Annotated in this window: 28 protein-coding genes; 15 read left to right on the top strand and 13 right to left on the bottom strand. The window is 58.5% G+C overall.

From position 1 onward, the window contains the following. The first annotated feature begins 14 nt into the window (after positions 1-14). From ACR3E4_RS14390 to ACR3E4_RS14375, 4 genes are all read left to right on the top strand, one after another. Entirely contained in the window at positions 15-695 is a 681-nt protein-coding gene (locus ACR3E4_RS14390) for a type 1 glutamine amidotransferase (protein WP_480536165.1), read from the top strand. After that, positions 695-2,053, top strand: coding sequence for a glutamine synthetase family protein (locus tag ACR3E4_RS14385; protein ID WP_480536166.1), 1,359 nt, complete (start codon positions 695-697; stop codon positions 2,051-2,053). The genes ACR3E4_RS14390 and ACR3E4_RS14385 overlap by 1 nt, the downstream gene beginning before the upstream one ends. A gap of 8 nt (positions 2,054-2,061) precedes the next feature. After that, positions 2,062-3,366 carry an NAD(P)/FAD-dependent oxidoreductase gene (locus ACR3E4_RS14380; protein WP_480536167.1) on the top strand — a complete coding sequence of 435 codons (1,305 nt, stop codon included), beginning with the start codon at positions 2,062-2,064 and terminating at the stop codon, positions 3,364-3,366. Between the two features lie 112 nt (positions 3,367-3,478). Then, positions 3,479-4,678, top strand: a complete 1,200-nt coding sequence (locus ACR3E4_RS14375; RefSeq protein ID WP_480536168.1) for a DegT/DnrJ/EryC1/StrS family aminotransferase — start codon at positions 3,479-3,481, stop codon at positions 4,676-4,678. On the opposite strand, the gene ACR3E4_RS14370 is transcribed toward ACR3E4_RS14375, so the two are convergent. From ACR3E4_RS14370 to ACR3E4_RS14355, 4 genes are all read right to left on the bottom strand, one after another. Beyond that, complete coding sequence (locus tag ACR3E4_RS14370; protein ID WP_480536169.1) at positions 4,679-5,440, bottom strand: trypsin-like serine peptidase; 762 nt, start codon at positions 5,438-5,440, stop codon at positions 4,679-4,681. Positions 5,441-5,448: 8 nt separating this feature from the next. Beyond that, positions 5,449-6,000 (bottom strand): polyhydroxyalkanoate synthesis repressor PhaR, encoded by a 552-nt coding sequence (gene phaR / locus ACR3E4_RS14365; RefSeq protein WP_480536171.1) that lies wholly within the window; start codon positions 5,998-6,000, stop codon positions 5,449-5,451. A gap of 136 nt (positions 6,001-6,136) precedes the next feature. Then, entirely contained in the window at positions 6,137-6,583 is a 447-nt protein-coding gene (locus ACR3E4_RS14360; protein WP_480536172.1) for a phasin family protein, read from the bottom strand. A gap of 131 nt (positions 6,584-6,714) precedes the next feature. Beyond that, complete coding sequence (locus tag ACR3E4_RS14355; protein WP_480536174.1) at positions 6,715-8,517, bottom strand: PHA/PHB synthase family protein; 1,803 nt, start codon at positions 8,515-8,517, stop codon at positions 6,715-6,717. A gap of 111 nt (positions 8,518-8,628) precedes the next feature. Between ACR3E4_RS14355 and phaZ the strand changes: the two genes are divergently transcribed. Both phaZ and ACR3E4_RS14345 read left to right on the top strand, forming a co-directional pair. Next, positions 8,629-9,903, top strand: coding sequence for a polyhydroxyalkanoate depolymerase (gene phaZ / locus ACR3E4_RS14350; RefSeq protein ID WP_480536175.1), 1,275 nt, complete (start codon positions 8,629-8,631; stop codon positions 9,901-9,903). Then, positions 9,900-10,484, top strand: a complete 585-nt coding sequence (locus tag ACR3E4_RS14345; RefSeq protein ID WP_480536176.1) for a DUF6151 family protein — start codon at positions 9,900-9,902, stop codon at positions 10,482-10,484. The genes phaZ and ACR3E4_RS14345 overlap by 4 nt, the downstream gene beginning before the upstream one ends. On the opposite strand, the gene ACR3E4_RS14340 is transcribed toward ACR3E4_RS14345, so the two are convergent. The 3 genes from ACR3E4_RS14340 to ACR3E4_RS14330 all read right to left on the bottom strand — a co-directional run bounded on the left by ACR3E4_RS14340 (position 10,481) and on the right by ACR3E4_RS14330 (position 12,699). Continuing rightward, entirely contained in the window at positions 10,481-11,191 is a 711-nt protein-coding gene (locus ACR3E4_RS14340) for an alpha/beta fold hydrolase (RefSeq protein WP_480536177.1), read from the bottom strand. The genes ACR3E4_RS14345 and ACR3E4_RS14340 overlap by 4 nt on opposite strands. Before the next feature lie 84 nt (positions 11,192-11,275). Continuing rightward, positions 11,276-11,890, bottom strand: coding sequence for a hypothetical protein (locus ACR3E4_RS14335; protein WP_480536210.1), 615 nt, complete (start codon positions 11,888-11,890; stop codon positions 11,276-11,278). A 59-nt stretch (positions 11,891-11,949) separates the two neighbouring features. Further along, on the bottom strand, positions 11,950-12,699 hold the full coding sequence (locus ACR3E4_RS14330) for an alpha/beta hydrolase (protein WP_480536178.1): 750 nt from the start codon (positions 12,697-12,699) through the stop codon (positions 11,950-11,952). Between the two features lie 215 nt (positions 12,700-12,914). Here ACR3E4_RS14330 and thrS point away from each other — a divergent pair, with 215 nt between their 5' ends. The 5 genes from thrS to ACR3E4_RS14305 all read left to right on the top strand — a co-directional run bounded on the left by thrS (position 12,915) and on the right by ACR3E4_RS14305 (position 17,600). Continuing rightward, complete coding sequence (gene thrS, locus ACR3E4_RS14325; protein ID WP_480536180.1) at positions 12,915-14,873, top strand: threonine--tRNA ligase; 1,959 nt, start codon at positions 12,915-12,917, stop codon at positions 14,871-14,873. Positions 14,874-15,095: 222 nt separating this feature from the next. Then, a complete protein-coding gene (locus ACR3E4_RS14320; RefSeq protein WP_480536181.1) occupies positions 15,096-15,398 on the top strand; it encodes a BufA1 family periplasmic bufferin-type metallophore in 303 nt (100 codons plus the stop codon). Between the two features lie 71 nt (positions 15,399-15,469). After that, positions 15,470-16,327: an MNIO family bufferin maturase gene (bufB, locus tag ACR3E4_RS14315; protein ID WP_480536183.1), complete on the top strand. Its 858-nt coding sequence runs from the start codon at positions 15,470-15,472 to the stop codon at positions 16,325-16,327. Next, on the top strand, positions 16,324-17,085 hold the full coding sequence (locus ACR3E4_RS14310) for an HvfC/BufC N-terminal domain-containing protein (protein WP_480536184.1): 762 nt from the start codon (positions 16,324-16,326) through the stop codon (positions 17,083-17,085). The genes bufB and ACR3E4_RS14310 overlap by 4 nt, the downstream gene beginning before the upstream one ends. Then, a complete protein-coding gene (locus ACR3E4_RS14305) occupies positions 17,082-17,600 on the top strand; it encodes a hypothetical protein (RefSeq protein WP_480536186.1) in 519 nt (172 codons plus the stop codon). Before ACR3E4_RS14310 ends, ACR3E4_RS14305 begins: the two co-directional genes overlap by 4 nt. Position 17,601: 1 nt before the next feature. Here ACR3E4_RS14305 and ACR3E4_RS14300 read toward each other — a convergent pair whose 3' ends face one another. Together ACR3E4_RS14300 and ACR3E4_RS14295 are read right to left on the bottom strand one after the other, a co-directional pair. Next, positions 17,602-17,970, bottom strand: a complete 369-nt coding sequence (locus ACR3E4_RS14300; protein WP_480536188.1) for a hypothetical protein — start codon at positions 17,968-17,970, stop codon at positions 17,602-17,604. Between the two features lie 44 nt (positions 17,971-18,014). Then, positions 18,015-18,332: an ArsC/Spx/MgsR family protein gene (locus ACR3E4_RS14295; protein ID WP_480536189.1), complete on the bottom strand. Its 318-nt coding sequence runs from the start codon at positions 18,330-18,332 to the stop codon at positions 18,015-18,017. Between the two features lie 215 nt (positions 18,333-18,547). On the opposite strand from ACR3E4_RS14295, the gene ACR3E4_RS14290 reads away from it, so the two are divergent. Further along, complete coding sequence (locus ACR3E4_RS14290; protein WP_170382500.1) at positions 18,548-18,754, top strand: cold-shock protein; 207 nt, start codon at positions 18,548-18,550, stop codon at positions 18,752-18,754. Between the two features lie 123 nt (positions 18,755-18,877). Here the strand turns inward: ACR3E4_RS14290 and thyX are convergent, their stop codons facing one another. Continuing rightward, positions 18,878-19,789, bottom strand: coding sequence for an FAD-dependent thymidylate synthase (gene thyX, locus ACR3E4_RS14285; RefSeq protein WP_480536190.1), 912 nt, complete (start codon positions 19,787-19,789; stop codon positions 18,878-18,880). Between the two features lie 177 nt (positions 19,790-19,966). Here thyX and ACR3E4_RS14280 point away from each other — a divergent pair, with 177 nt between their 5' ends. The 3 genes from ACR3E4_RS14280 to ACR3E4_RS14270 are packed head-to-tail and all read left to right on the top strand — an operon-like array spanning position 19,967 to position 21,863. Next, positions 19,967-20,395, top strand: coding sequence for a VOC family protein (locus ACR3E4_RS14280; protein ID WP_480536191.1), 429 nt, complete (start codon positions 19,967-19,969; stop codon positions 20,393-20,395). Continuing rightward, a complete protein-coding gene (locus tag ACR3E4_RS14275; protein WP_480536192.1) occupies positions 20,392-21,096 on the top strand; it encodes a DUF1194 domain-containing protein in 705 nt (234 codons plus the stop codon). The genes ACR3E4_RS14280 and ACR3E4_RS14275 overlap by 4 nt, the downstream gene beginning before the upstream one ends. After that, a complete protein-coding gene (locus ACR3E4_RS14270) occupies positions 21,093-21,863 on the top strand; it encodes a DUF1194 domain-containing protein (RefSeq protein ID WP_480536193.1) in 771 nt (256 codons plus the stop codon). Before ACR3E4_RS14275 ends, ACR3E4_RS14270 begins: the two co-directional genes overlap by 4 nt. On the opposite strand, the gene ACR3E4_RS14265 is transcribed toward ACR3E4_RS14270, so the two are convergent. From ACR3E4_RS14265 to ACR3E4_RS14255, 3 genes are all read right to left on the bottom strand, one after another. Further along, positions 21,810-22,307, bottom strand: coding sequence for a MarR family winged helix-turn-helix transcriptional regulator (locus tag ACR3E4_RS14265; protein WP_480536195.1), 498 nt, complete (start codon positions 22,305-22,307; stop codon positions 21,810-21,812). The genes ACR3E4_RS14270 and ACR3E4_RS14265 overlap by 54 nt on opposite strands. A gap of 78 nt (positions 22,308-22,385) precedes the next feature. After that, positions 22,386-22,643, bottom strand: coding sequence for a succinate dehydrogenase assembly factor 2 (locus ACR3E4_RS14260; protein ID WP_480536196.1), 258 nt, complete (start codon positions 22,641-22,643; stop codon positions 22,386-22,388). Further along, positions 22,640-23,032, bottom strand: a complete 393-nt coding sequence (locus tag ACR3E4_RS14255) for a helix-turn-helix domain-containing protein (RefSeq protein ID WP_480536197.1) — start codon at positions 23,030-23,032, stop codon at positions 22,640-22,642. The genes ACR3E4_RS14260 and ACR3E4_RS14255 overlap by 4 nt, the downstream gene beginning before the upstream one ends. Positions 23,033-23,060 lie beyond the last annotated feature (28 nt).

Here is a 23,060-nt window from a genome sequence, read left to right as displayed (position 1 = left end):
AAATTTGGTGACTCATGAAAATCGGCATCCTCGTAACCGGCCACCCACCCGATGAATTGTATGATCAATTTGGAGAATATGATGGTATGTTCCGCGCTTTATTGGGCGGGAACGGCTTTGAATTTCAGACATATAAAGTCGTCGACAACCAGTTCCCCAACGATGCCCTCCAGGCCGATGGCTGGGTCATCACCGGATCGCGCCACGGCGCCTACGAGGATCATCCGTGGATCCCAAAGCTCGAACAATTGATCCGTGATATTCAGGCGACCGGCAATCCGCTGATCGGTGTCTGCTTTGGTCATCAGATCATTGCGCAAGCGCTTGGTGGGAAAGTGGAAAAGTTCAAAGGGGGTTGGGCCATCGGGCGCACTGAGTATGCGTTTGATGATCAAACTGTCACGCTGAATGCGTGGCATCAGGATCAGGTGACCGAAGTGCCCGAAGGCGCCAGGGTGATGGGGACAAACGACTTTTGCCGCAACGCCATGATCTCTTATGGCGATACGATCTGGACCGTGCAGGCCCACCCGGAATACGGCAATGATTTCATCCAGGGCCTGATGGAGACACGCGGCAAGGGCGTCGTCCCCGACGATCTGATGCAGGCCGCTGCCAACCGCAGCGACGCCCCGGACGATAACAGCAAAATCGGGCGCTACATGGCTGAGTTCCTGAAGAAAGCGAGGGCCTGATGGCCGACTGGAAAGACGAACTGCCGCAAGCGGCACGCGCTTATATCGACGGGCAGCGGCTGGATGAGGTCGAGTGTATTATCTCGGACCTGCCCGGCATTGCGCGTGGCAAAGCCGTTCCTGCGTCGAAATTCGCCAAACAGGCCTATTTCCATCTGCCCGACAGCATCTTCTATCAGACCATCACCGGCGACTGGGGCGAGGCCGCCGGTGAAGACGGATTCATCGAACGCGACATGATCCTGAAGCCCGATTTCTCGACAGCCTCCGCCGCGCCCTGGACCGGCGATTGGACGTTGCAGGTGATCCATGACGCCTATGACCGCGACGACAACCCGATCCCCTTCAGTCCGCGCAACGTGCTGAAACGCGTTGTGCAACTCTATCACGACAAAGGCTGGAAACCGGTTGTGGCCCCCGAGATGGAGTTCTTTCTGGTCGCCCCAAATGTCGATCCGGCGCAAGAGATCAAACCGATGATGGGCCGCTCGGGCCGACCGGCTGCGGCGCGGCAAGCTTATTCAATGACTGCTGTCGATGAGTTCGGCCCCGTAATCGACGACATCTATGATTTCGCGGAACATCAAGGGTTTGAGATTGACGGCATCACGCAGGAAGGCGGCGCTGGTCAGCTTGAGATCAACCTGCGCCATGGCAACCCGGTCAAACTGGCTGATGAGGTGTTCTATTTCAAACGTCTGATCCGCGAAGCCGCGCTGCGTCACAACTGCTTTGCCACATTCATGGCGAAACCGATCGAGGATGAGCCGGGCTCGGCCATGCATATCCATCATTCGATCATCGACATGGAAACCGGCCAGAACATCTTTTCGGGCCCGCAAGGGGGCGAGACCGACGCTTTCTATCATTACATTGCGGGTCTGCAGAACCACCTGCCCGCAGGTCTGGCCGTCATGGCCCCCTATGTGAACTCCTACCGCCGTTATGTGAAAGACCACGCCGCGCCGATCAATCTGGAATGGGCGCGCGACAATCGCACCACCGGTATCCGCGTGCCGCTATCCGGACCCGAGGCGCGCCGGGTGGAAAACCGCATCGCAGGCATGGACTGCAACCCCTATCTGGGCATCGCGCTGTCGCTGGCCTGCGGTTATCTGGGCCTGACCCAGCAGGAACGTCCGCGCCGTCAGTTCTATGGCGACGCCTATGAAGGGGACGGAGATATCCCGCAGGTCATGGGTAACGCGCTGGACCTGTTTGATGAGGCCACCGCCCTGCATGAGGTGCTTGGCCCAGAATTCGCCCGCGTTTACGGCATCGTCAAACGCGCTGAATACGAGGAGTTCCTGCAGGTCATCTCTCCGTGGGAGCGTGAGCATCTGCTGATGAACGTCTGAGGCCCGCGATGAACCTGCTTTATGCCAACGACCGCAAGGCCGAGTTTCCGGCCAGTTGGTACGCTGCGACGGCCAATCCGATGGATCGGTTTCCTGAACTGTCAGGCGACATAAAGGCGGATGTCTGTGTGGTCGGCGGGGGGTATACCGGCTTGTCCGCCGCTCTGCATCTGGCCGAAGCCGGGTTCGATGTGGTTTTGCTCGAGGCGCATCGCGTGGGTTTTGGCGCGTCGGGCCGCAACGGTGGCCAGTTGGGCAGCGCGCAGCGGATGGATCAGGAAGACCTTGAGCGGCTGGTCGGTAACGATGACGCCGCCAAGCTGTGGGATCTGGCCGAGGATGCGAAGGATCTGGTCAAATCGCTGATTGCAAGGCACCAGATCGACTGCGACCTGAAACCGGGCGTGGCCGTTCTGGGACTTAGCCATGGGGAACAGCAAGAGCTGCATGAGCACGCGGCGCATCTGTCCGGCCGCTATGGCTATGACCAGATGGAGATTCTGGACGAAGGCGCAGGGCACGCGCTCTGCCCCTCGCCCACCTATCGCGGCGGGTATCTGGATAGGGGCGCTGCGCATTTGCATCCGTTGAACTTCGCCTTGGGTCTGGCTCAGGCCGCCGCCAAAGCCGGCGTGCGAATCTTCGAAAGCACCGAGGTCACCGGTATCGAGGAAACAAGCCCGGCCACCGTGCGCACAGCGCAGGGCACGGTAACTTCCGACCATGTCATTCTGGCCTGTAATGGCTACTTAGGCGGCCTGAACGGCAAAGTGGCCAAGCGGGTGATGCCGATCAACAACTTCATCGCCGCAACTGAACCGCTGGGCGCTGACGCGGCCCGCGTTCTGACGCGGGACGTCGCAGTCGCCGATACCAAGTTTGTGGTGAATTATTTCCGCCTCAGCGCCGATAATCGCCTGCTGTTTGGCGGTGGCGAGAGTTATGGGTATCGCTTTCCGTCCGATATCGCCGCCAAGGTGCGCAAACCGATGACCGAGATCTTCCCGCATCTGCGTGATGTCAGGATCGATTACGCCTGGGGCGGCACGCTTGCGATCACCATGCGGCGGATGCCCTATCTGGCGCGGCTGGCCCCCAACATCCTTTCGGCATCGGGCTATTCCGGCCACGGCGTGGGTACGGCCACCCATGCCGGGCAGTTGATGGCATTGGCTGTTCAGGGTCAGGCCGAGGGTTTCGACACCATGGCCCGTGTCCCCGCCCTGCCATTTCCCGGAGGCCCCGCTCTGCGTAGCCCCTTGTTGGTGCTGGCGATGACCTGGTTTGCCCTGCGCGACCGTCTGGGATTCTGAACCCTGCAATCACGACGATTTGGTGAAATTTCGCCTGTGCGGCGAAACGGGTCTTGGCTTGGATGACTTATGATTTTATATTTCCCAAAGATACAATTCGGGAAATCCAAATATGACGCTTGTACCCAACGTTCATGACGCCGAACCCATCCCCGCCGCCGCACGAGATGCCATTGACGTCTTGATGCAATCAGGCGACCTGTTCCGCTATACTGCACCCCAAGACGCGCCGGTTGCGCTGCTTGAAGCCGAGTTTGCCGCGCTGCTGGGCAGCAAATACGCGCTGGCCGTGTCGTCCTGCTCAGCCGCGCTGTTTCTGTCGCTCAAAGCTCTGGGGCTTCCCCGAGATGCACGGGTGTTGATCCCCGGATTTACCTTTGCCGCAGTGCCGTCCTCGGTCGTTCATGCGGATTGCATTCCGGTTTTGTGCGAGGTCGGACAGAATTACCGCATCGATATGGCCGATTTCGCGGCCAAGCTGGACGGTGTGCAGGCAGTGATCGTCAGCCACATGCGCGGCCATACCTCGGATATGGACGCGATCATGGAACTTTGCGACGCGCGCGATATCCCCGTGATCGAAGATGCTGCCCACTCGCTGGGCACCACGTGGAATGGGCGCAATATCGGAACCATCGGCAAGGTCGGTTGTTTCTCGTTCCAGTCCTACAAGATGATCAATGCCGGAGAAGGTGGCATCCTGATCACTGACGATGCCGATCTGGTTGCCCGTACGGTCATCATGTCCGGTGCATATGAGCACAACTGGAAGAAACACACGGGCGGATCTGAGCTTGAGCTGGCCTTTGCCCGCTGGCAGAATAAATTACCACTGTATAACCTGCGGATGAGCAATCTCAGCGCCGCCGTGATCCGTCCGCAAATTCCTGAACTGGCGCGCCGGGTCCGTGACGGGTTGGAAAACCATGACTATGTTGCCGACCGGCTGAACGCATCGCCTCATATCGACGTACCTGCGCCGCTGGCGCCTGAACGTCGTGCACCGGATTCGATCCAGTTCAATCTGGTGGGGCTTGGCGAGGATGACATCAAAGCCTTCGCCGCAGCCGCTGATGCGCGGGGCGTCAAGGTACAGGTCTTCGGCCTGAGCCAGGACAATGCGCGTGCTTTCTGGAACTGGCAATTCCTGCCCGAACAGGTCGACCTGCCACAAACCCGCGCCATGCTGATGAGCGCATGCGACGTGCGCCTGCCCGTGCGTCTGACGCGTGATGAACTGGACGTGATCGCGGATATCCTGCTGGCTTCGATCGGAGAAGTGGTCGGTCCGATGCCGGTCTATGGCACCTGATCAATTCCCGGTCAGATCAAACGCCTGAACCGATAAAAACAACGCGTCGATCCCATCCGGGGTCGGCGCGATGCGCGACAATATCGCTGCAACTGCTAGGCCGTTGTCGGTCGCAACCAACAGCGGAGCGCCGGAATCCCCCATCATGACAGGGCAAATCGCGTTGAGCAGATTGTTCCCGAGCAATTGAGGCTTACAGAGCCCGGTACGGCTCAGCACATGTGGGCGAAGGCCGGGATAGCCTGCAACAAATCCTTCACGGGGCGCATCCGTGGCGATGGAGAAGAACCCAAGTTCCGCCCCTAACGGGTCGGACAATTCCAGCACCGCCCAATCCAGATCGGCACGGTTGTCGAATGCTCCATCCGCACCTTGCGCTGGGGCCAGCCGATAAGCGATGACGTCAGACACCGCGACGGCTTCACCGCGCTGATAGCCTGCGGCGAAGCGGATGCTTGAAGGCGGTATCCAGCGCTGACGGACAGAATTATAAAGGCAATGCGCCGCCGTAAGCACCAGCTGTTCGGATATCATAACGCCCGTGCAGTGCGACCGCTGGCTGCGGCTGGCGAAATTGACACGCCCCACAGCTTGCCACGGTGCCTCGGCAGCATTCAGAATTTCGCGATCCCGGATGTCTGCACAGCCAGCCGAGGCATCCTGCCCCATCGTACAGATCGGCTGCCACAGGCCCGAGAATTGACCCTGCGCAAGCGCCGTGTGCGCCCAAAGCAGCGCCCCGATCATAAGCAGCCAGCGCATCGGGCCAATCAGCTGAGTTTTGACAATTTCTGCTGCAATTCCGCGAGTTGCTTTTTGATGTCGTCCAGATCTTCTTTGGGTTCCGACTCTTCCTGCTCACCATCCGAACCCGACCATTTGCCGGACAGCCCGCCGGTCATGGCCTTCAGAAACGCCTGTTGCTGCGCCTGCATCGCGTCGAAGCCCGGCATCTGCGACATCGGGTTCATCGCGTTCATATTTTCCATCATCTTGGACTGGCTTTCGCGCAACATCTCGAATGAGCTTTGCAGGAATTGCGGCATCATGCCCCCGCCTGGCACCATATAGCTGCGGACGAGATCGTTCAGCACATTGACCGGCAACACATTCTCGCCCCGGCTTTCATGTTCGGCAATGATTTGAAGCAGATACTGTCGCGTCAGATCATCCCCGGTTTTCAGATCGATGATCTGAACTTCGCGTCCATCGCGGATGAAACCGGCGATATCTTCAAGCGTGACATAGTCGCTGGTCTCAGTGTTATACAGCCGACGGCTGGCATAGCGCTTGATCAGCAACGGCTTTTCTTGGTCTGACACCTTGTACCCTCCCCAAGGATGATGCATTGCAGCGCAGGTTATGCGACTGCAGAACAAAAAGAAAGGGCAGGTCAAACGACCTGCCCGCAGCGATTGCACCATTTGGGAGGAATGGGTGCGCTATCGCAGTCTAACCTTACTTGGTGGTTGCTGCTTTTTTTGCGGCAGCAGTCACCTCGTTGGTGGCTTTCTTGACGGCCGAGGTTGCTTCTTCGGCTGCGTCTTTGCCAGCCGCCATCAGCAGCTCAACGGTTTCGGTCTGAACTTTTTTTGCGATCTCGGCGAAAGCGGCCATGTTTTCGGCAGCAACTTCAGCCGACGCGCTTGCGAAGTCGGTTGCGGCTTTTGCGTAGTCGGCAGGCTCTGCCTTTGCTTTCGACATCTCGGTCAGCTTGGCCAGGGTTTCCTTGGTCCATTTGTTCGAGATTTCAGCCGACTTCTCAGCTGCGTCCAGGGCAACGCCCGACAGCTTTTCGTTCAGCGATGCGGTCGATTTGAACGCGTCTTCCAGAGCGCTTGTGTCAACCGGGAATGCACCCATCATGTCTTTCAGGGTCGCGGTAAAGTCTTGGGTCTTTGCCATTGTCCTAATCCTTTTAGCCTATCCGGGCCCACCCCGGGTTTCATCAGCTTGAGGACAATATGATTGCTGCATCGCAGCATTGCAAGTTTTTTCTTGCTGCAATGCAGAAAAATGTGGGTTTCAAAATGATATCAGCGGTTTGCCTTGACCAAAACATAGGTCCCCGGCGCCGGGCACAGGCGCGGATGGTCCGAATCGCCGGTGTCGCGGGCCGGAACCTGCTTGCCGGAGCGCTTCTTCAGCCACGCCTCCCACATCGGCCACCAGGATCCTTCATGGAAGTCGGCCTCTTTCAGCCAGGTATCGGCATCCGCTTTCATATCCGGGTTGGTATAATGGCCATATTTCTTCTTGCTGGGCGGATTCACGATGCCCGCGATATGACCCGATTCCGAAACCACAAAGGTTTTGGACTTCGACCCCATCTGTTGCACACCACGATAGCAATCCTTCCACGCCGCGATGTGGTCCGTCTCGCAGGTGATGGCCATCAGGGGCACATCGACATCCTTGATATGCAGCTTATGCCCCAGCAACTCGAACCCATCGGTGACGAAATCGTTGCTCTGGCACAATCCGCGCAGATACTGGATCGCCATACGGCCCGGCAGGTTGGCGCCGTCGCCGTTCCAATACAGCAGATCGAAAGCGGGCGGCGTTTCGCCCATCATGTAGTTGCGAATGGCCGGTGTATAGATCAGGTCCCGAGACCGTAGAAAGGACATCGTCCGCCCGATGATCCATGCTTTCAATATGCCATCTTTCGAGACCTGATCCTCGATCCCGTCCACGAAATCATTCTGCAGGAAGGGTGTGAATTCGCCCTGCTCTCCGAAATCCGTCAGCGTGGTAAAGAAGGTCGCCGACTTGATCGATTTGTCGCCGCGTTGCTTCAGCAGAGAGAGGGTCAGGTTCAGTGTCGTACCCGCAATGCAATAGCCCACCGCATTGACCTGCTTGACCTTGCAGATTTTCTTGGCCTCTTCGATGGCGGTCAGGAAACCTTCCTGAATGTAATCCTCCATCCCGATATCGGCATGAGAGCTGTCGGCGTTCACCCAACTGACCACAAACAGAGTATAGCCCTGCTCGGTCACCCATTTGATCAGGCTGTTCTGGGCTTTCAGGTCCAGAATGTAGAATTTGTTGATCCATGGCGGGAACAGGACGATGGGCGTTTCGTGCACCGTCTCGGTCACCGGCTTGTACTGGATCAGTTCCATCATCCGGTTACGATAGACCACGTCGCCCGGTGTCGTGGCGATATTGCCGCCAATCTCGAACGCGCTTTCATCGGCCAATCGGACGACCATCTCGCCATCGTTGGCCTCAAGGTCCGACACCAGATTTTCAAGGCCCTTGATCAGAGACTGACCTTCGGTCTCGATCGCCTTTTCCAACGCATCCGGGTTGGTCGCCAGAAAGTTCGTCGGCGCCATCATGTCGATGATCTGTTGCGAGAAGTATTGAAGGCGTTGCTTATCCTTGGTCTCCAGATCCTCGACCGACGCCACCGCCTGCGAGATTGCCTCGGCATTGGTTTGGTATTGCTGGCGGATCAGGCGGAAATAGGGGTTGGTCTCCCACATCGGGTTTGAAAACCGCTTGTCCTTGGGCTGGGTATCGGGCGCTTCGCCATCGCCGCTTGTCAGAGTTTTCTGAGCCTCGGCAAAGTTAAGAACCGACTTGCCCCAGTATTCGATCTGATGCTCAAGCAGCTTGGTCGGGTTCTGAAAAGCTTCGGCCCAGTAGGCCGTTGCTGCTTTTGCAAAAAGCTCTTGATTCGGACCGTCCAGCGCGGGAGTGTGCGGCGTTTTGCCGGCCATGACTTCGACAAGACGTTTGGACAATTCTTCGACCTTGCCCATATTTTCCTTAAGTCGTTCAATATGTTCTTCGGTCAATTTCGGCGTCTGGTCGTCAGTAGTTGTCATTTTAACAATTCCCACCTAATCTCGCTGCTATGCAGAATAACGTCGTGGGCGTCGGGGGGCAAAGCGACGAATGGTCCAAACTCTCACGCTGATACGCAGGAGACACATTCGATGCGCTACATGATGACCTACGACCTGATGGAAACCATGCGTAACACCAATCAGTGGCTTGGTGCAACTGCCAGTGCGATGGCCTCCTATCCGATGTTTTCAATGACACCCAACCCCGCCTTCAACTGGATGGCGGCCTGGGGTGAGGTGACCGAGCGCACGTTCCAACGCATGGTGGTCAAGCCGGACTGGGGCATCCGCACCTTCACCTGCGAGGACGGCAAGGACCATCTGGTCGACGTCACCACGGTTCTGGAACGCCCCTTCGGCGATCTGATCCATTTCCGCGTCAACGGGCGCGAGGAACAGCCGCGCAAGGTTTTGTTGGTGGCACCGATGTCCGGCCACTATGCCACGCTGCTGCGTTCGACCGTCAAAAGCCTGATCGTCAATTGCGAAGTTTACATCACCGACTGGCATAATGCGCGTGACATTCCTGTTTCCGAAGGCAAGTTCGATATCGAGGATTATACGCTCTACCTTGTCGATTTTATGAAGGAGCTGGGCCCCGACACACACGTCGTAGCCGTCTGCCAGCCAGCCCCCCTGACCTTGGCCGCAACCGCCTATCTGGCCGAGGTCGAGCCCAAGGCACAGCCCAGCACCCTGACTCTGATCGGCGGTCCCGTCGACCCCGACGCCACCCCGACCGAGGTCACCGATTTCGGCCGCCGCGTGACCATGGGGCAGTTGGAGGAGACCATGATTCAGCGGGTCGGGTTCAAATACAAAGGCGTGGGCCGGATGGTCTATCCCGGACTGCTGCAACTGGCCTCGTTCATGTCGATGAACGCCGAGCGTCACAGCAAGGCCTTCACTGATCAGATCCAGCGCGTGATCCGGGACGAAGCCTCGGACCATGACGCCCATAACCGGTTCTATGATGAATATCTGGCGGTGATGGACATGACGGCCGAGTTCTATCTGTCGACGGTCGAGCGTGTGTTCAAAAACCGTGAGATTGCGCGCAACGAATTTGTCGTCGCCGGGCATAAAGTGGATATCGGCAAGATCACCGATGTTGCGGTGAAGTCAGTTGAAGGTGCGAATGACGATATCTCGGCCCCCGGCCAGTGCATCGCGGCACTGGACCTGTGCACCGGCCTGCCCGACAGCAAGAAGGCCAGCCATGTGGAACCCGGTGCGGGCCACTATGGCATCTTCGCCGGTCGCAGCTGGCGCGACAACATCCGCCCGCTTGTGATTGATTTCATGAACGAAAACAGCCGCAAGAAGCCCAGACGCCGCGCCGCCAACAGCAACAAAGTTGCATGAACCAGCCTTCCGCAGCTGCCGTTCCCTTTTCCTGCACCTGCGGTGTCCTGCAGGGTTACATAACGCCCAAGGGTGTCAAACGCGGCACCCATGTCGGGTGTTACTGCCATGATTGCCGTGCGGCGCAGCTGTATTTCAAACAACCCGACCCTGCCCCCGACCCGGTCGATATCCTGCAAACCACGCCCGAAGACATCCGCATCGAAACAGGTGCCGAGCGTCTGGCGGCCATGCAACTCGGCCCGAAGGGAATGTTGCGGTGGTACGCAAGCTGCTGTGATGCACCGCTGGCGACCACGCCTCAGACTGGCAAGCTTCCGTTTGCGGGTTTTATAGTCAATCGTATTGCCGACCCGTCCACATTGGGACCCATCACCACACGTGGGTTTGTGCCAAAATCGGACGGCAAGCAAAAGCACGAGAACCTGAGATATGCGGCAATCGGATTGATCAGACGCGTGCTTGGATCACGCCTGTCGGGCAGCTGGAAAACATCGCAGTTCTTCGCGGCAGACACCGCTGCACCGGTCGTTACGCCGATTATCCTGACCAAGGAACAGCGCGCGGCTTATTACGGCTAGAGCAATCGCAGCGACACCTTCAGCCAATCCCTCAACGCGGCATTGACTGCGTCCGGGGCCTCTAACATCGGCAAATGACCCGCGCCCTCCAGTACCAGTAGTTCGGCTTCGGGAATGAGTTCCGCCATGAACTGATGTTTCCTGACCGGCGTCAGATTGTCATGCGCGCCGCACAGAACCAGTGTCGGCACCTTGATCAGACGCAACGTGGCCTGTTGGTCCGGCCGGCGCTGCAGCGCGCGCATCTGTCGGACGAACAAGTCAGACCCGAGTTCATTGGCCATCCGGATCGTATCCTGCAGAATGGATATCCGCTGCGGCCCCGGAGCCAGCGTATCCGAGCCGATCACCTTATGCATCACTTCGTCCAGCCGCCCGGCTTGCGCACCGATTATCAGTTCTTCGCGATCTGCTGCGATATGCGGCGTATCGGCCTGCGCATCCGTCGCCATCAGACACAGGCGCGTGACCCGGTCCGGGGCACGGCGGATCAGTTCCAGCGCGACAACGCCCCCCATGCTATGCCCTGCTAGCGCAAACCTGTGTGGCAGTTGGTCCAGCAGACCCGAGGCGATCTCTTCGATCCGCTCTCCGCCCGAAATCGGCGCAACGGTCACCGCCCTGTTTTGCGACAGCCGTTCGATCTGCGGTCGAAACAACCGTGCGTCACTCATCAATCCGGGTAGCAGAACCAGCGGCTCGATCACGCGGGGCCTCCTTTGGTCGACGGTTCCAACGTTCTTGTTTTGCCTAAGGATGAGAGTTTTGCCATCGCGCGGCAAGCGCAATCTTCAGGGGTATTGAATACCCCGAAAGGCCGGAAAATCCGCGTATCGGGCCTGCCGCTGCGCCAGCGTTTCGCCCGGTTCCTCTCCCGCACGCAACAGGCACCCACGCGGGGCAATGTAGCTGTCGATCCGGCGCTGCGGTACAGGCCGCCAGATCAGATTGAACGCGCACAGCTTGGGAAAGAACCAGATCTCGGAATAGTCGAGATGATCATGCATCCACCAGGCCAGATCGCGCCAATCACGGCCCTCGGCATAGCGGTCCGCAAACCACGGGATCACCACCGATGCCCCCGCGACCCGTGCATCGCCCTGCCCCCAGTCCCAGATATGACACTCCAGCGGATTGTCATTGCGGGCGCAATTCAGGCGGTTTTCATTCCCGAACCGGTTCAGAGACCGAGAGCGATAGCCCGACCGCACAGCGACCCGGCCAAAGGTCTCTTCCAGCGGGTCCATCAAGGCTTCGCAAAAGGCACGCCCGGTTTCAATGGCCAGATCAGGGTTGTCGGGGATGTTTTGCTTTTGGTGGAAATTTCCGATCTCGGAATACAGGAAGTCACGCATAAAGAAATGCCTCGACAGGCGCACCCGGCCCAAAGTCTCAAGACTCCACATACTGCCGGGTTTGCGCATCAATTACCCCATTTTCCGCCAGCCATTCAGGCATTCCCTCGTCAGGCGTCGCTCATCACATCCAACAGTGCCTGTTCGATCAAATCCAGACACGGCCCGTCCGAGAACCGGTGATCGGCATCTTTCACCAACAGCAGCCGCATATCCGGGCCCTTCGCGTGATCAAGCAACCGTACCGCCGTCTCGGTCGAGACAGCCGTATCCGCTGTGCCCTGCAAGAAACGCACCGGAAACGGCAGTTCCAGCGCCGAGCGCAACACCAACCGCTGCCGCCCGTCTTCGATCATCCGCTTGGTGATGATGTAAGGTTCCATATAATCCGAAGGCAGTTCGACCTGCCCCTCGGCCTCCAAAGCTGATCTCTGTTCTTCTGAAAACGACGCCCAATACCCGTCTTCGGTAAAATCAGGCGCCGCCGCGATGGTCACCAACCCAGCCAAACGCTCGGGCATCACCCGCGCCAGCAGCAACGCCTGCCAGCCGCCCATCGACGAGCCCACCACAATCAAGGGCCCTTCGGTCAGGCGTGATACCGCCGCCAAGGTATCCTCGTGCCAGTCGCCGATACAGCCATCGGTGAACGCACCCGAACTCTCACCATGCCCTGAATAATCAAACCGCAAGAACGCTTGCCCGCGCGCCTGCGCCCAGGCCTCAAGATGCACCGCCTTGGTGCCCTCCATATCCGACTTGAGCCCGCCCAGAAAAACAACGGTCGGCCCTTCCCCGTCACTCTTGTGATAGGCCAGCCGCCGCTCCTGCGCGGTCTCTAGAAATTCTGTCTCTGCCATGAAACCCTCATTGGTGTTTCCGGTATCATGCATGTCCCGCCTTTGACCACAACTCCGGGATCGCCTTCCTCTGGCGATAAATATCCCGGGGTGCGCGAGGGGCTAGCCCCTCGCTCCCGCCCTTGACACATGCACATACACCTGCCAAATCAGCCGAACACATATAACCCGCAACCGGGCGTTCAGTGGGCGCCAAACCGACGAGGAGAGCCGATATGGCCCTGGATTCAAAATCCGTCTCACTCACCTTCCCTGATGGCAATGCACGATCCTACGAGGCTGGCGTTACGCCTGCGCAGGTGGCTGCCGACATTTCGACCTCGCTAGCAAAAAAGGCCATCTCGGCCACGGTAAACGGCCAGCATTGGGACCTGCAATGGCCCATCGAATCCGATTCCGACATCGCCATCCACACCATGAAGGATGAAGTTCAGGCGAACGAGCTGATCCGCCATGATCTGGCGCATATCATGGCCCGTGCGGTGCAGGAAATCTGGCCCGACACCAAGGTCACCATCGGCCCCGTGATCGAAAACGGCTGGTATTACGACTTTGACCGGGCGGAACCGTTCACGCCCGAAGACCTCGGCCTGATCGAGAAAAAGATGAAGGAAATCATCAACAAGCGCGACCCCGTGACCACTGAGGTCTGGGACCGTCAGCGCGCGATCGAATTCTATACCACCAATGACGAGCCCTACAAGGTCGAACTGATCGACGCCATTCCGGGTGATGAGCCGCTGCGCATGTACTGGCACGGCGACTGGCAGGACCTGTGCCGTGGTCCGCATCTGCAGCATACCGGTCAGGTGCCGGGGGACGCGTTCAAGCTGATGTCCATTGCCGGTGCCTATTGGCGCGGCGACAGTGATCGCGCCATGCTGCAGCGCATCTACGGTGTCGCTTTCACCGGTAAGGAAAAGCTGAAGGCCCACCTGCATATGCTGGAGGAAGCCGCCAAGCGTGACCACCGCAAGCTGGGCCGCGAGATGAATCTGTTCCACATGCAGGAAGAGGCCCCGGGCCAGATTTTCTGGCATCCGAACGGTTGGAAAATCTACACCACCCTGCAGGACTACATGCGCCGCATGCAGGAGCGTGACGGCTATGTCGAGGTCAACACCCCTCAGGTCGTCGACCGCAAACTGTGGGAAGCCTCGGGTCACTGGGACAAGTATCAGGAAAACATGTTCATCGTCGAAGTGGACGAAGATCATGCCCGCGAAAAGGCCATCAACGCGCTGAAACCGATGAACTGCCCCTGCCACGTGCAGGTGTTCAATCAGGGCCTGAAATCCTATCGCGACCTGCCCCTGCGCATGGCCGAGTTCGGGTCCTGCGCGCGCTACGAACCATCCGGCGCGCTGCACGGGATCATGCGGGTCCGTGGATTCACGCAGGACGATGGCCACATCTTCTGCGCCGAGGATCAGATTGAATCCGAAACCGCCAAGTTCATCGCCTTCCTGTCCAAGGTCTACGCCGATCTGGGCTTCCACGACTGGACCATCAAATTGTCCACCCGGCCCGAAAAGCGCATCGGCACGGACGAAAGCTGGGACTTCGTGGAAAAGGCGCTGGGCGATGCCTGCAAGGCGGCGGGCTATGACTACGAGCTGCTGGAAGGCGAAGGCGCATTCTATGGCCCCAAGCTGGAATTCACCCTGACCGACGCAATCGGGCGGACCTGGCAATGCGGCACGCTGCAGGTTGACCCCAACCTGCCCGAGCGGCTGGACGCCAATTTTATTGGCGCAGATGGGTCGAAACACCGCCCCTATATGCTGCACCGCGCCTGCCTGGGCTCGTTCGAACGCTTCATCGGTATCCTGATCGAAGAACACGCGGGCAAGCTGCCATTCTGGCTGGCTCCACGTCAGGTCGTGGTTGCCTCGATCACCTCGGATGCGGATGACTACGTGATGGAGGTTGTCGACACGCTGAAAGCGGCAGGTGTTCGCGCCGAGGCGGATATCCGCAACGAAAAGATCAACTACAAGGTCCGCGAACATTCGGTTGGCAAGGTGCCGGTGATTCTGGCCGTTGGTCACCGCGAGGTGGACGAGCGTACCGTCAGCGTCCGCCGTCTGGGTGAAAAACAGACGCAGGTTCAATCGCTTGAAACTGTAACAAATGAACTGTCGCAGGCCGCGACCCCCCCTGATTTGCTGTAACATTCGGCATTACACCACCAAAAATCCGGCCCCCTGAACGGGGCCGGATTGAAACATTTTAACATTTCCCCTTCAAAAACAGTTTGTTAACGCGCAAGGTGGCATGACTATCTTTGACGCGCTTGTGAGACACGGGCTCGTGAATTCAAACGCGCGTCCGGAGGCACTAGTTTGTTTAGTGTCACAAGCAGACAAACACAGTCAGCAAGAGGATTACTCGAGATGTCGAACACAGCTAAGTCCCTGGTTATCGCAACCGCAGTCGCAGCCGCCGTATCGGGCGCCGCCACCACCGCGACCGCACAGGCCAAAGAGAAATGCTATGGCGTTTCGCTGGCCGGTCAGAATGACTGTGCGGCAGGCCCCGGCACCACCTGCGCGGGCACCTCGACCGTCGATTATCAGGGCAATGCATGGACCCTGGTCGACGCAGGTACCTGCGCCGACATCGAACTGCCCGCACAGGCAGACGGCACTCCGCGCAAAGGTTCGCTGGAAGAACTGAACCGCGACCTGCCTGCATAAGTTAGGTCATACGTATCCTGAGGGGCGGGCATGATCGCCCGCCCCTTTCGTCGTAAAGAAGGAATGCGCTGATGTTGGATGATGCTCTCCGATCGAACCGCCTGCCTGCGGCACCCGGCGTCGGCTATAAGCCTCAGCATTTCGCGCAGATACTTGAAAGTGCAAAGCCCGTGGCGTGGCTGGAAATTCACGCCGAAAACTACATGGGCGATGGCGGCCGCCCGCTGGCGCAACTGCGCCACCTTTCCGAAGAATTCCCGATTTCCGTCCATGGCGTCGGCCTGTCCATCGGTGGCGAGGGTGCGCTCGATCCCGATCATCTGGCTCGTCTGAAACATCTGGTCGGCTGGCTGAACCCGGCCAGCTTCTCAGAGCATCTAGCCTGGTCAACCCACCACAGCCATTTCCTGAACGATCTGCTGCCCCTGCCCTATACCGATGCCACTCTGGCCCGCGTCTGCGATCATATCGATCAGGTGCAAGAGGCGGTCGGGCGGCAAATGCTGCTGGAAAACCCCTCGAGCTATCTGGCGTTTGAGGAAAGCACCTGGTCCGAGCCCGATTTCCTGCGCGAGATTGCGCGGCGCACCGGGTGCGGCCTGCTGTTGGATGTGAACAACGTCTTTGTTTCGGCCACCAATCTGGATTTCTCGCCGCAAGGCTATATCGATGCCTATCCGCTGGATCAGGTCGGTGAAATCCATCTGGGTGGGCATGACGAGGACGAAGATGACCACGGGCGCCCCCTGCTGATCGACAGCCATGGGCGCGAGGTGGTCGATCCGGTCTGGGCTTTGCTGGACTATGTTCTGGACAAATCCGGCCCCAAGCCGCTGCTGATCGAATGGGACACCGATGTACCCGATTGGCCCGTTTTGCGGGTCGAGGCCGAACGCGCGCAGAAGGCGTTGGATCGCGTGCCCGCATGAGCGTGTCGCAGACAACATTCCACAACGCTCTGCTGGATGCAGGCCAACCGATCCCCGATGGGCTGCTGGATGCGGTTGCCCAACCGGCCGGACGCCGATTCAGCGTTTATCGCAACAATGTCGCGGTATCCCTGACCGAAGCGATGCATCAGGCCTTTCCGGTGATCGCCAAGCTGCTGGGCACGCAGAACATGGACGGGCTGGCCGGGATTTTCCTGCGCCAGCACCCGCCCTCATCCCCGTTGATGATGTTTTACGGCGAAGAGTTTCCGGCGTTTCTGGAAACCATGCCGCAGCTGTCTCATCTGGGATATCTGCCCGATGTCGCCCGGCTGGAGCACGCGCTGCGCCAGTCTTATCACGCCGCCGATCGTCAGCCGATCGCCCCGGATGCCCTGGCGATCCCACCCGAGGATTTGATGCAGGCACGGCTGTCCCTGGCCCCGGCTGTCTATGTTCTGCGCTCGGACTGGCCGATCCATGCGATCTGGCGGTTCAACACGCAGGACGATGCCCCCAAACCGCAGGCGGAAGCGCAGGATGTGCTGATCACACGCCCCGAATACGACCCTGCACCCCACCTGCTGCCCGCGGGCGGAGCAGCGTGGATCGCGCGTATTCTGGCGGGGCAGACCATCGGCGACGCATTTGAGGCAACAGTGGCGGAGACGCCCGAGTTTGACCTGGGAACCACTCTGGCACTGCTTTTGCAAGGCGGTGCAATAACTTCTGTGACTATCGAAAGGCTGGACACATGACTGCCCTGATCTCAACCTACAATTCCGCGATGGAGAAGGTGGACCATTCCTCGGGCTGGCTTACGCCGACTCTGGCGCGCGTGGTCTTTATTGCGGTCCTGTTCTTCTATTACTGGAATTCGGCAACGTTGAAGATTGACGGCTCGATCTTTTCGCCCTCAAGTGGAGCATTCGGCCAGATTTTTCCCAAGGCGGCCGAGGCGGTTCTATGGGACGTCACTCAGATGACTTTCTTTCAGCGCATCGTCATCTTCTTTGGCACGGTGGCTGAGTTTGTCCTGCCCGTCTTGCTGTTGGTCGGCCTACTGACCCGAGCCGCGGCAATTGCAATGATCGGTTTCGTCTGGGTTCAGACCATAGTCGACGTGACAGGCCACGGGGTCAAACTGGGTAGTCTGTTCGATGCTGCGCCGTCACTGATCGATCAGCGGACCATGTGGACATTCCTGTTTCTGGTCATGGTGATCAACGGCGCAGGCCCAATCTCGCTGGATCGCATCCTGCGCCTGAAGTAACCTAGAAATGTGCCTTGGGTTCGTCGGGTTTTCCCGCGGCGAGCCCAAGCAGACCGGCCACCCCGGCAAATGCTATCGGGAACATGGTGAAGACGCCAAAGCCAAAAGCGTAATACATTCCCACCGCAGAGATCAGCAGCAATATGCCCCCCACCAGCGCGCGGGCATGGGCCATCGCACCGCCGACAAGCGCTAACAGAGGCGCCACGATGGAAGCGGTCTGTATCAGGCCCGGGTCATCCACCTGCGTGGCGATCCCATCAATCTCTCCGAACCGGTCTACGAACTCGACATAGCCGTAGCCGAAAAACCCCACAATCATTCCGATCAGCCCGGCGATCACGCCGAGTATCATGGCTGCGTTGCGCATAAACGGTCTCCGTCTGTTGTGCCCATTGTCACATAGGCAATTGTTCAGGCAACACCAAGCCCCGCACGGGTTTCCGGCGTCCAGCCCAGAAACATCTGTCCATCAACTTCGATCAAAGGGCGCTTCATCAGAGTCGGATGTTCTGCCAGCAGTTCACGCACCGGACGATTGCGCGCTTCATCGTCCAGTCCACGCCAGGTTGTAGACCGGGTGTTGAGCAAGGCTTTGCCGAAAATCTCATAGGCCCGGGACATCACATTTTCAGGCACGCCATCGGCCCGCACATCGACAAATTCAGCATCAGGAAGAGATTTCAACGCCTTACGACAAGTGTCGCAGGTCTTTAACCCATATAGGTGCATTTTTTGGCAGATCCTGTGTTTGCTGCAAAGTTCGGCAAACCGTTCGGCCTGCCTCGGTTATTCTTGATTTTTTACTTCACCGTGCAATGTTGAAAAAGACGAAACACGCAATCCGGGCTGTATCGTGTGGGCGAACAGTGATGTGTTGCGGTCTTGTCAATACACTGCCCCCACCAATTTGTGGGACAACGTGAAAGTAGAAGGAGACACGGGAAATGCCAACCGGCACCGTGAAATGGTTTAATACAACCAAAGGCTATGGTTTTATTGCGCCCGATGAGGGTGGCAAAGATGTGTTTGTTCATATCTCGGCCGTAGAACGATCCGGACTGACCGGACTCGCTGACAATCAGAAAATCTCGTACGAGTTGCAGGACGGACGTGATGGCCGCCAGATGGCTGCTGATTTGAAGCCGCTTTGATGCGCAACCCGCCCGGGCGGGAAGCATAAATAAGGTTGGCGGCCAATTTCCGGCCGTTAACCGTCAGCCCCCCCTAATGCACGCGCCCGTTTCCGGACGCGCAGTTTTGTTTTTTTCTTAAGATCAGCTCTCGCGAATGACGGCTTCGAACTCACGCCACTCGCGTGCGGTCATGCCCGAGTTTTCCTGTGTGACGGTCTCGCCACCGATCATCCGGCGCAAGCAAGTAACCATCTGGGCAGACAGGTTTACCGCACCAAGCCGGTAGTCTTCGAACGCGCGATAGGCAAAGGGCACCCAGTCGGCCACGATCTTGCACATGGTATCGGCATAGACCCGAATCTCGTATTGCGCATGCGGGTCGGCGCGCAAACGCAGGAAGTGGAACAGATTGTGCAGATCCACCTTCCAATACCACTGGGTATAGATATTTGCTGGCAGGTTCATCCGCGCCAGTTCGCGCGCCAGCCCCTGCTGGCCATCCTGCCCGATCATCGCCTCGTAATTGTCATAGCAACGGGCGCTGTCGGCCTTGAGGATTTCCAGTACGCGCGCGGCCTCTTCCCCCTGCAACGTGTCGCCGCGGCCCTGATTGTTGACCTCTGATTGGGCCGCCACGTGTTCTGGCGCAGGAATATAGAATTCTCGATCCAGGATCGAATACCGTGCCGAGTATTCATTCACGTTCGCCGTGCGATGGCGAATCCACTGGCGCGCAACAAAAACCGGCAGCTTGACGTGCAGCTTGATCTCGCACATTTCGAACGGGGTCGAATGCCAATGGCGCATGAGGTAGCGGATCAGCCCCTCGTCATTCTGCACCGATTTTGTTCCTTTGCCATAGGACACACGCGCCGCCTGACAGATCGCAGCATCGTCGCCCATATAGTCGATGACGCGGACAAAGCCGTGATCCAGAACCTGATGCGCGGTGTACAGGTGATCTTCCATACCTTCGGAAACGACACGGCGGGTCGGGCTGGACTGCGCGCGCTGAGCTTCGATCTCGGCCAGTTGGTCGGATGACAGAGGCATGAAATTATCCTTTCCAGCAATGAGTCGCCGACCACTATATATCGACCAGCTCAGCACCGGAACCGCGATATGTGCGGCACAGCGCGCAAATTCTGAAATGTGTCCGGCCTGCCCCTCGACACGAGATCAAGGCGCGCTAAGGTGCTGGGGATCACAGTCAATGTAAGGAAAGTCGCGATGGGGCTGACATATCTCCACACCATGGTCCGCGTGAAGGATCTTGAGAAATCCATGGCGTTTTATGAGCTTCTGGGCCTGAAAGAGACGCGCCGTTATGAAAGCGAAGCGGGCCGGTTCACGCTGATATTCCTCGCCCCTCCGGGACAGGAGGATGCTCCGATCGAGCTGACCTATAACTGGGATGGCGATGATGATCTGCCCAGCGACAGCCGTCATTTCGGGCATCTGGCCTATGGCGTCGACAACATCTACGAGACCTGCCAGCATCTGCAGGACAATGGCATCGTAATCAACCGCCCGCCGCGCGATGGGCGCATGGCGTTTGTGCGTTCGCCCGACAATATCTCGGTCGAGTTGCTGCAAAATGGTGAGGCGCTGGAACCAGCTGAACCCTGGGCCAGCATGGAAAGCACCGGCCACTGGTGATCCGCTGGCTGGCAACATCGGGGTTGGCCTTAACGGGTAGCCCTCTTTGGGCCGAGAACTGCCGTCTTGCGCTGGCTTTGGCCATGGACATCTCGACCTCGGTCGACCCGTCCGAGGATGTGCTGCAACGGCAGGGCCTGGCTGCCGCTCTGATCGCACCCGAGGTGCAAGAGGCTTTTTTCCTCTCGCCGCAGCCCGTCGCCTTGGCAGCCTATGAATGGTCGGGCAGTTTCAACCAGACATTGTTGCTGGATTGGCAGTTGATAGAGGCGCCCGCCGATCTTCTTTCCGCAGCGCAACAGATCGCACGGTCAGAACGATCTGTGAATGAATTTCCGACCGCGATGGGGCATGCGCTGGCCTATGGGGCGACCTTGATGCAGCGCGCGCCGCGTTGTCTGTTTCAGACCATCGATATTTCAGGCGATGGCAAGAACAACGACGGCTATGGGCCGCAGACTGCCTATAAACACTTTCCGTTCGGGGACACGACCGTCAACGGCCTTATCATAAATGCGGCGGATTTCGAAGGTGAGATCGACCTGATCCCCTTCTTCCAAAACAATGTCCTGCGCGGCCCTGGTGCCTTTCTTGAAATCGCCGCCGGATTCGAGGATTTCGAGCGCGCCATGCGCCGAAAGTTAGAGCGGGAACTCAAAGGGATGGAACTCAGCGAACTCAAACCGGGCGCATCCGAATGATCCGTCTGCTCGCAATCCTTCTGTGCCTGTTCGCAAGCCCGCTGTCGGCCCAGTGTCGCCAAGCTCTGGCACTGGGGCTGGATGTATCCGGATCAGTCGACAGTCAGGAATACCGATTGCAACTGGACGGGCTGGCCGCCGCATTGCTTCGCCCCGAAGTGACGAAATTGATCCTGTCAAACCCCGCCACCTATGTGCGTCTTGCGGTGTATGAATGGAGCGAAACCAACCATCAGCGCATCCTGTTGGACTGGACCGATATTCGATCTGTCGATGACTTGCAGCGGATTGGCCAACGGCTGAACACCACACGGCGCTCTCCCGCCCCGCAGGGGACGGCTGTGGGCTCGGCCATGCTGGCGGGGGCCGATATGCTGGCATCCCAGACCGATTGCTGGCGTCGTACGCTGGACCTGTCAGGTGACGGCAAGCACAACCTCGGCCCGCACCCACGGGATGCGAAGAAAACACTGGAAACGTCGGGGATCACAATCAATGGCCTTGTCATTGGGGCGGATGACCCCGCCGCAGGCGATGTGCGCTATGTGCAAGTCGGAGAGCTTTCCGCCTATTACTCCGCCTGGGTCATTCTTGGACCAGACGCTTTTGTCGAAGTCGCCCTTGGATTTGAGGCCTATGAAGAGGCTATGACCCGCAAACTGATCCGGGAAATGGAGGGGTTGGTTCTGTCCGGCAAACCCCGGCCCCGCCCGTCAGTAGATATAGCGGATCTGGTCCGTCCAATAGCGTTCAACCCGGCGCAGTGAATCCGTGATCTCTTCGATCCCTTCCGCGCCGATCACGCCTCGGGATTGCAGCCCTTCTGCATGGCGCGAAAACAGTTCGGCCACGATGTCCCGAATTGCACGCCCCTGCGGTGTCAGGCGCACCCGGACCGAGCGGCGGTCGATCTCGCACCGCTGGTGGTGCATGTAACCCATCTCGACCAGTTTCTTGAGATTATAGCTGACATTGCTTCCCTGATAATAACCACGGCTTTTCAACTCGCCCGCAGTCACCTCATGATCGCCGATGTTGAACAGCAGCAATGCCTGAACGGCGTTGATTTCCAACACGCCGACGCGTTCGAATTCATCTTTGATGACATCCAGAAGCAGCCTGTGCAGACGCTCGACCAGCGCCAACGCCTCAAGATAATTGGTCATGAACCCTTTGGTTCCGGGCGCGGAGACCTGCATTTCCATACTCATCCGATCCTCCGATTCAGTCGCGCTGTTTCTGGCAACATGACGCGAATTCCCGAAAAATCGGTTAAGCTGGAATAACTCTTACTTTTGAAAGGTCTGCGCGATGTCGGCAATCAGATCGGCCAGTTGCGCGGGCGCCGCCGCCTGTCCGGTCACCCACTGATACAGGTCCTGATCGTTCTCGTGCAGCATGGCATCGTAGGTATCAAGCTGCGCCTCGTCCATCGCGGCCAGATGGCGATCGGCATAGGCGGTCAGGATCAGGTCCATCTCTTTGATACCCCGGCGCATCGAGCGCATCTTCATGCGCTTGATCCGGTTTTCGCGTGTTTCGGTCATTGGTCCCGTTCCAGTTTCAGCCGCAGTGCTTTTTCGACCCGGGCCAGACGTTCCGAACTGGCGCGCATCTCGCCCCGGATTGTGCGCAACTCGGCCACCAGGTCGCGCAGTTCTGAATCCGCACCCCCGTCCAGGCTGGTGGCGTCCATACCGTCGCCCTCGCCGGTCAGCAACCACATGATCGAGACGTTCAGCAACCCGGCCATCATCGACAACTTGTTGGCGCGGGGTTCGGACAGGTCATCCTCCCATGCGGCGATGGTGGCCTTTTTCACTCCAAGCCTGCGGGCCAGCTGCACCTGCGTCATTCCAGCGACTTCACGCGCGCCAGCGACCCGGTCCCCGAAAGTGGCTGTGTCAGGGCCGAACCAGTCCGTGTCGTCGGTCATCGCTGTCTCCAATCCTCGAATATCATAT

Source organism: Ruegeria sp. AP11 (assembly GCF_056535865.1).
The sequence above is the reverse complement of the archived record's forward strand: the minus strand, read 5'-3'. Positions and strand labels throughout refer to the sequence as shown.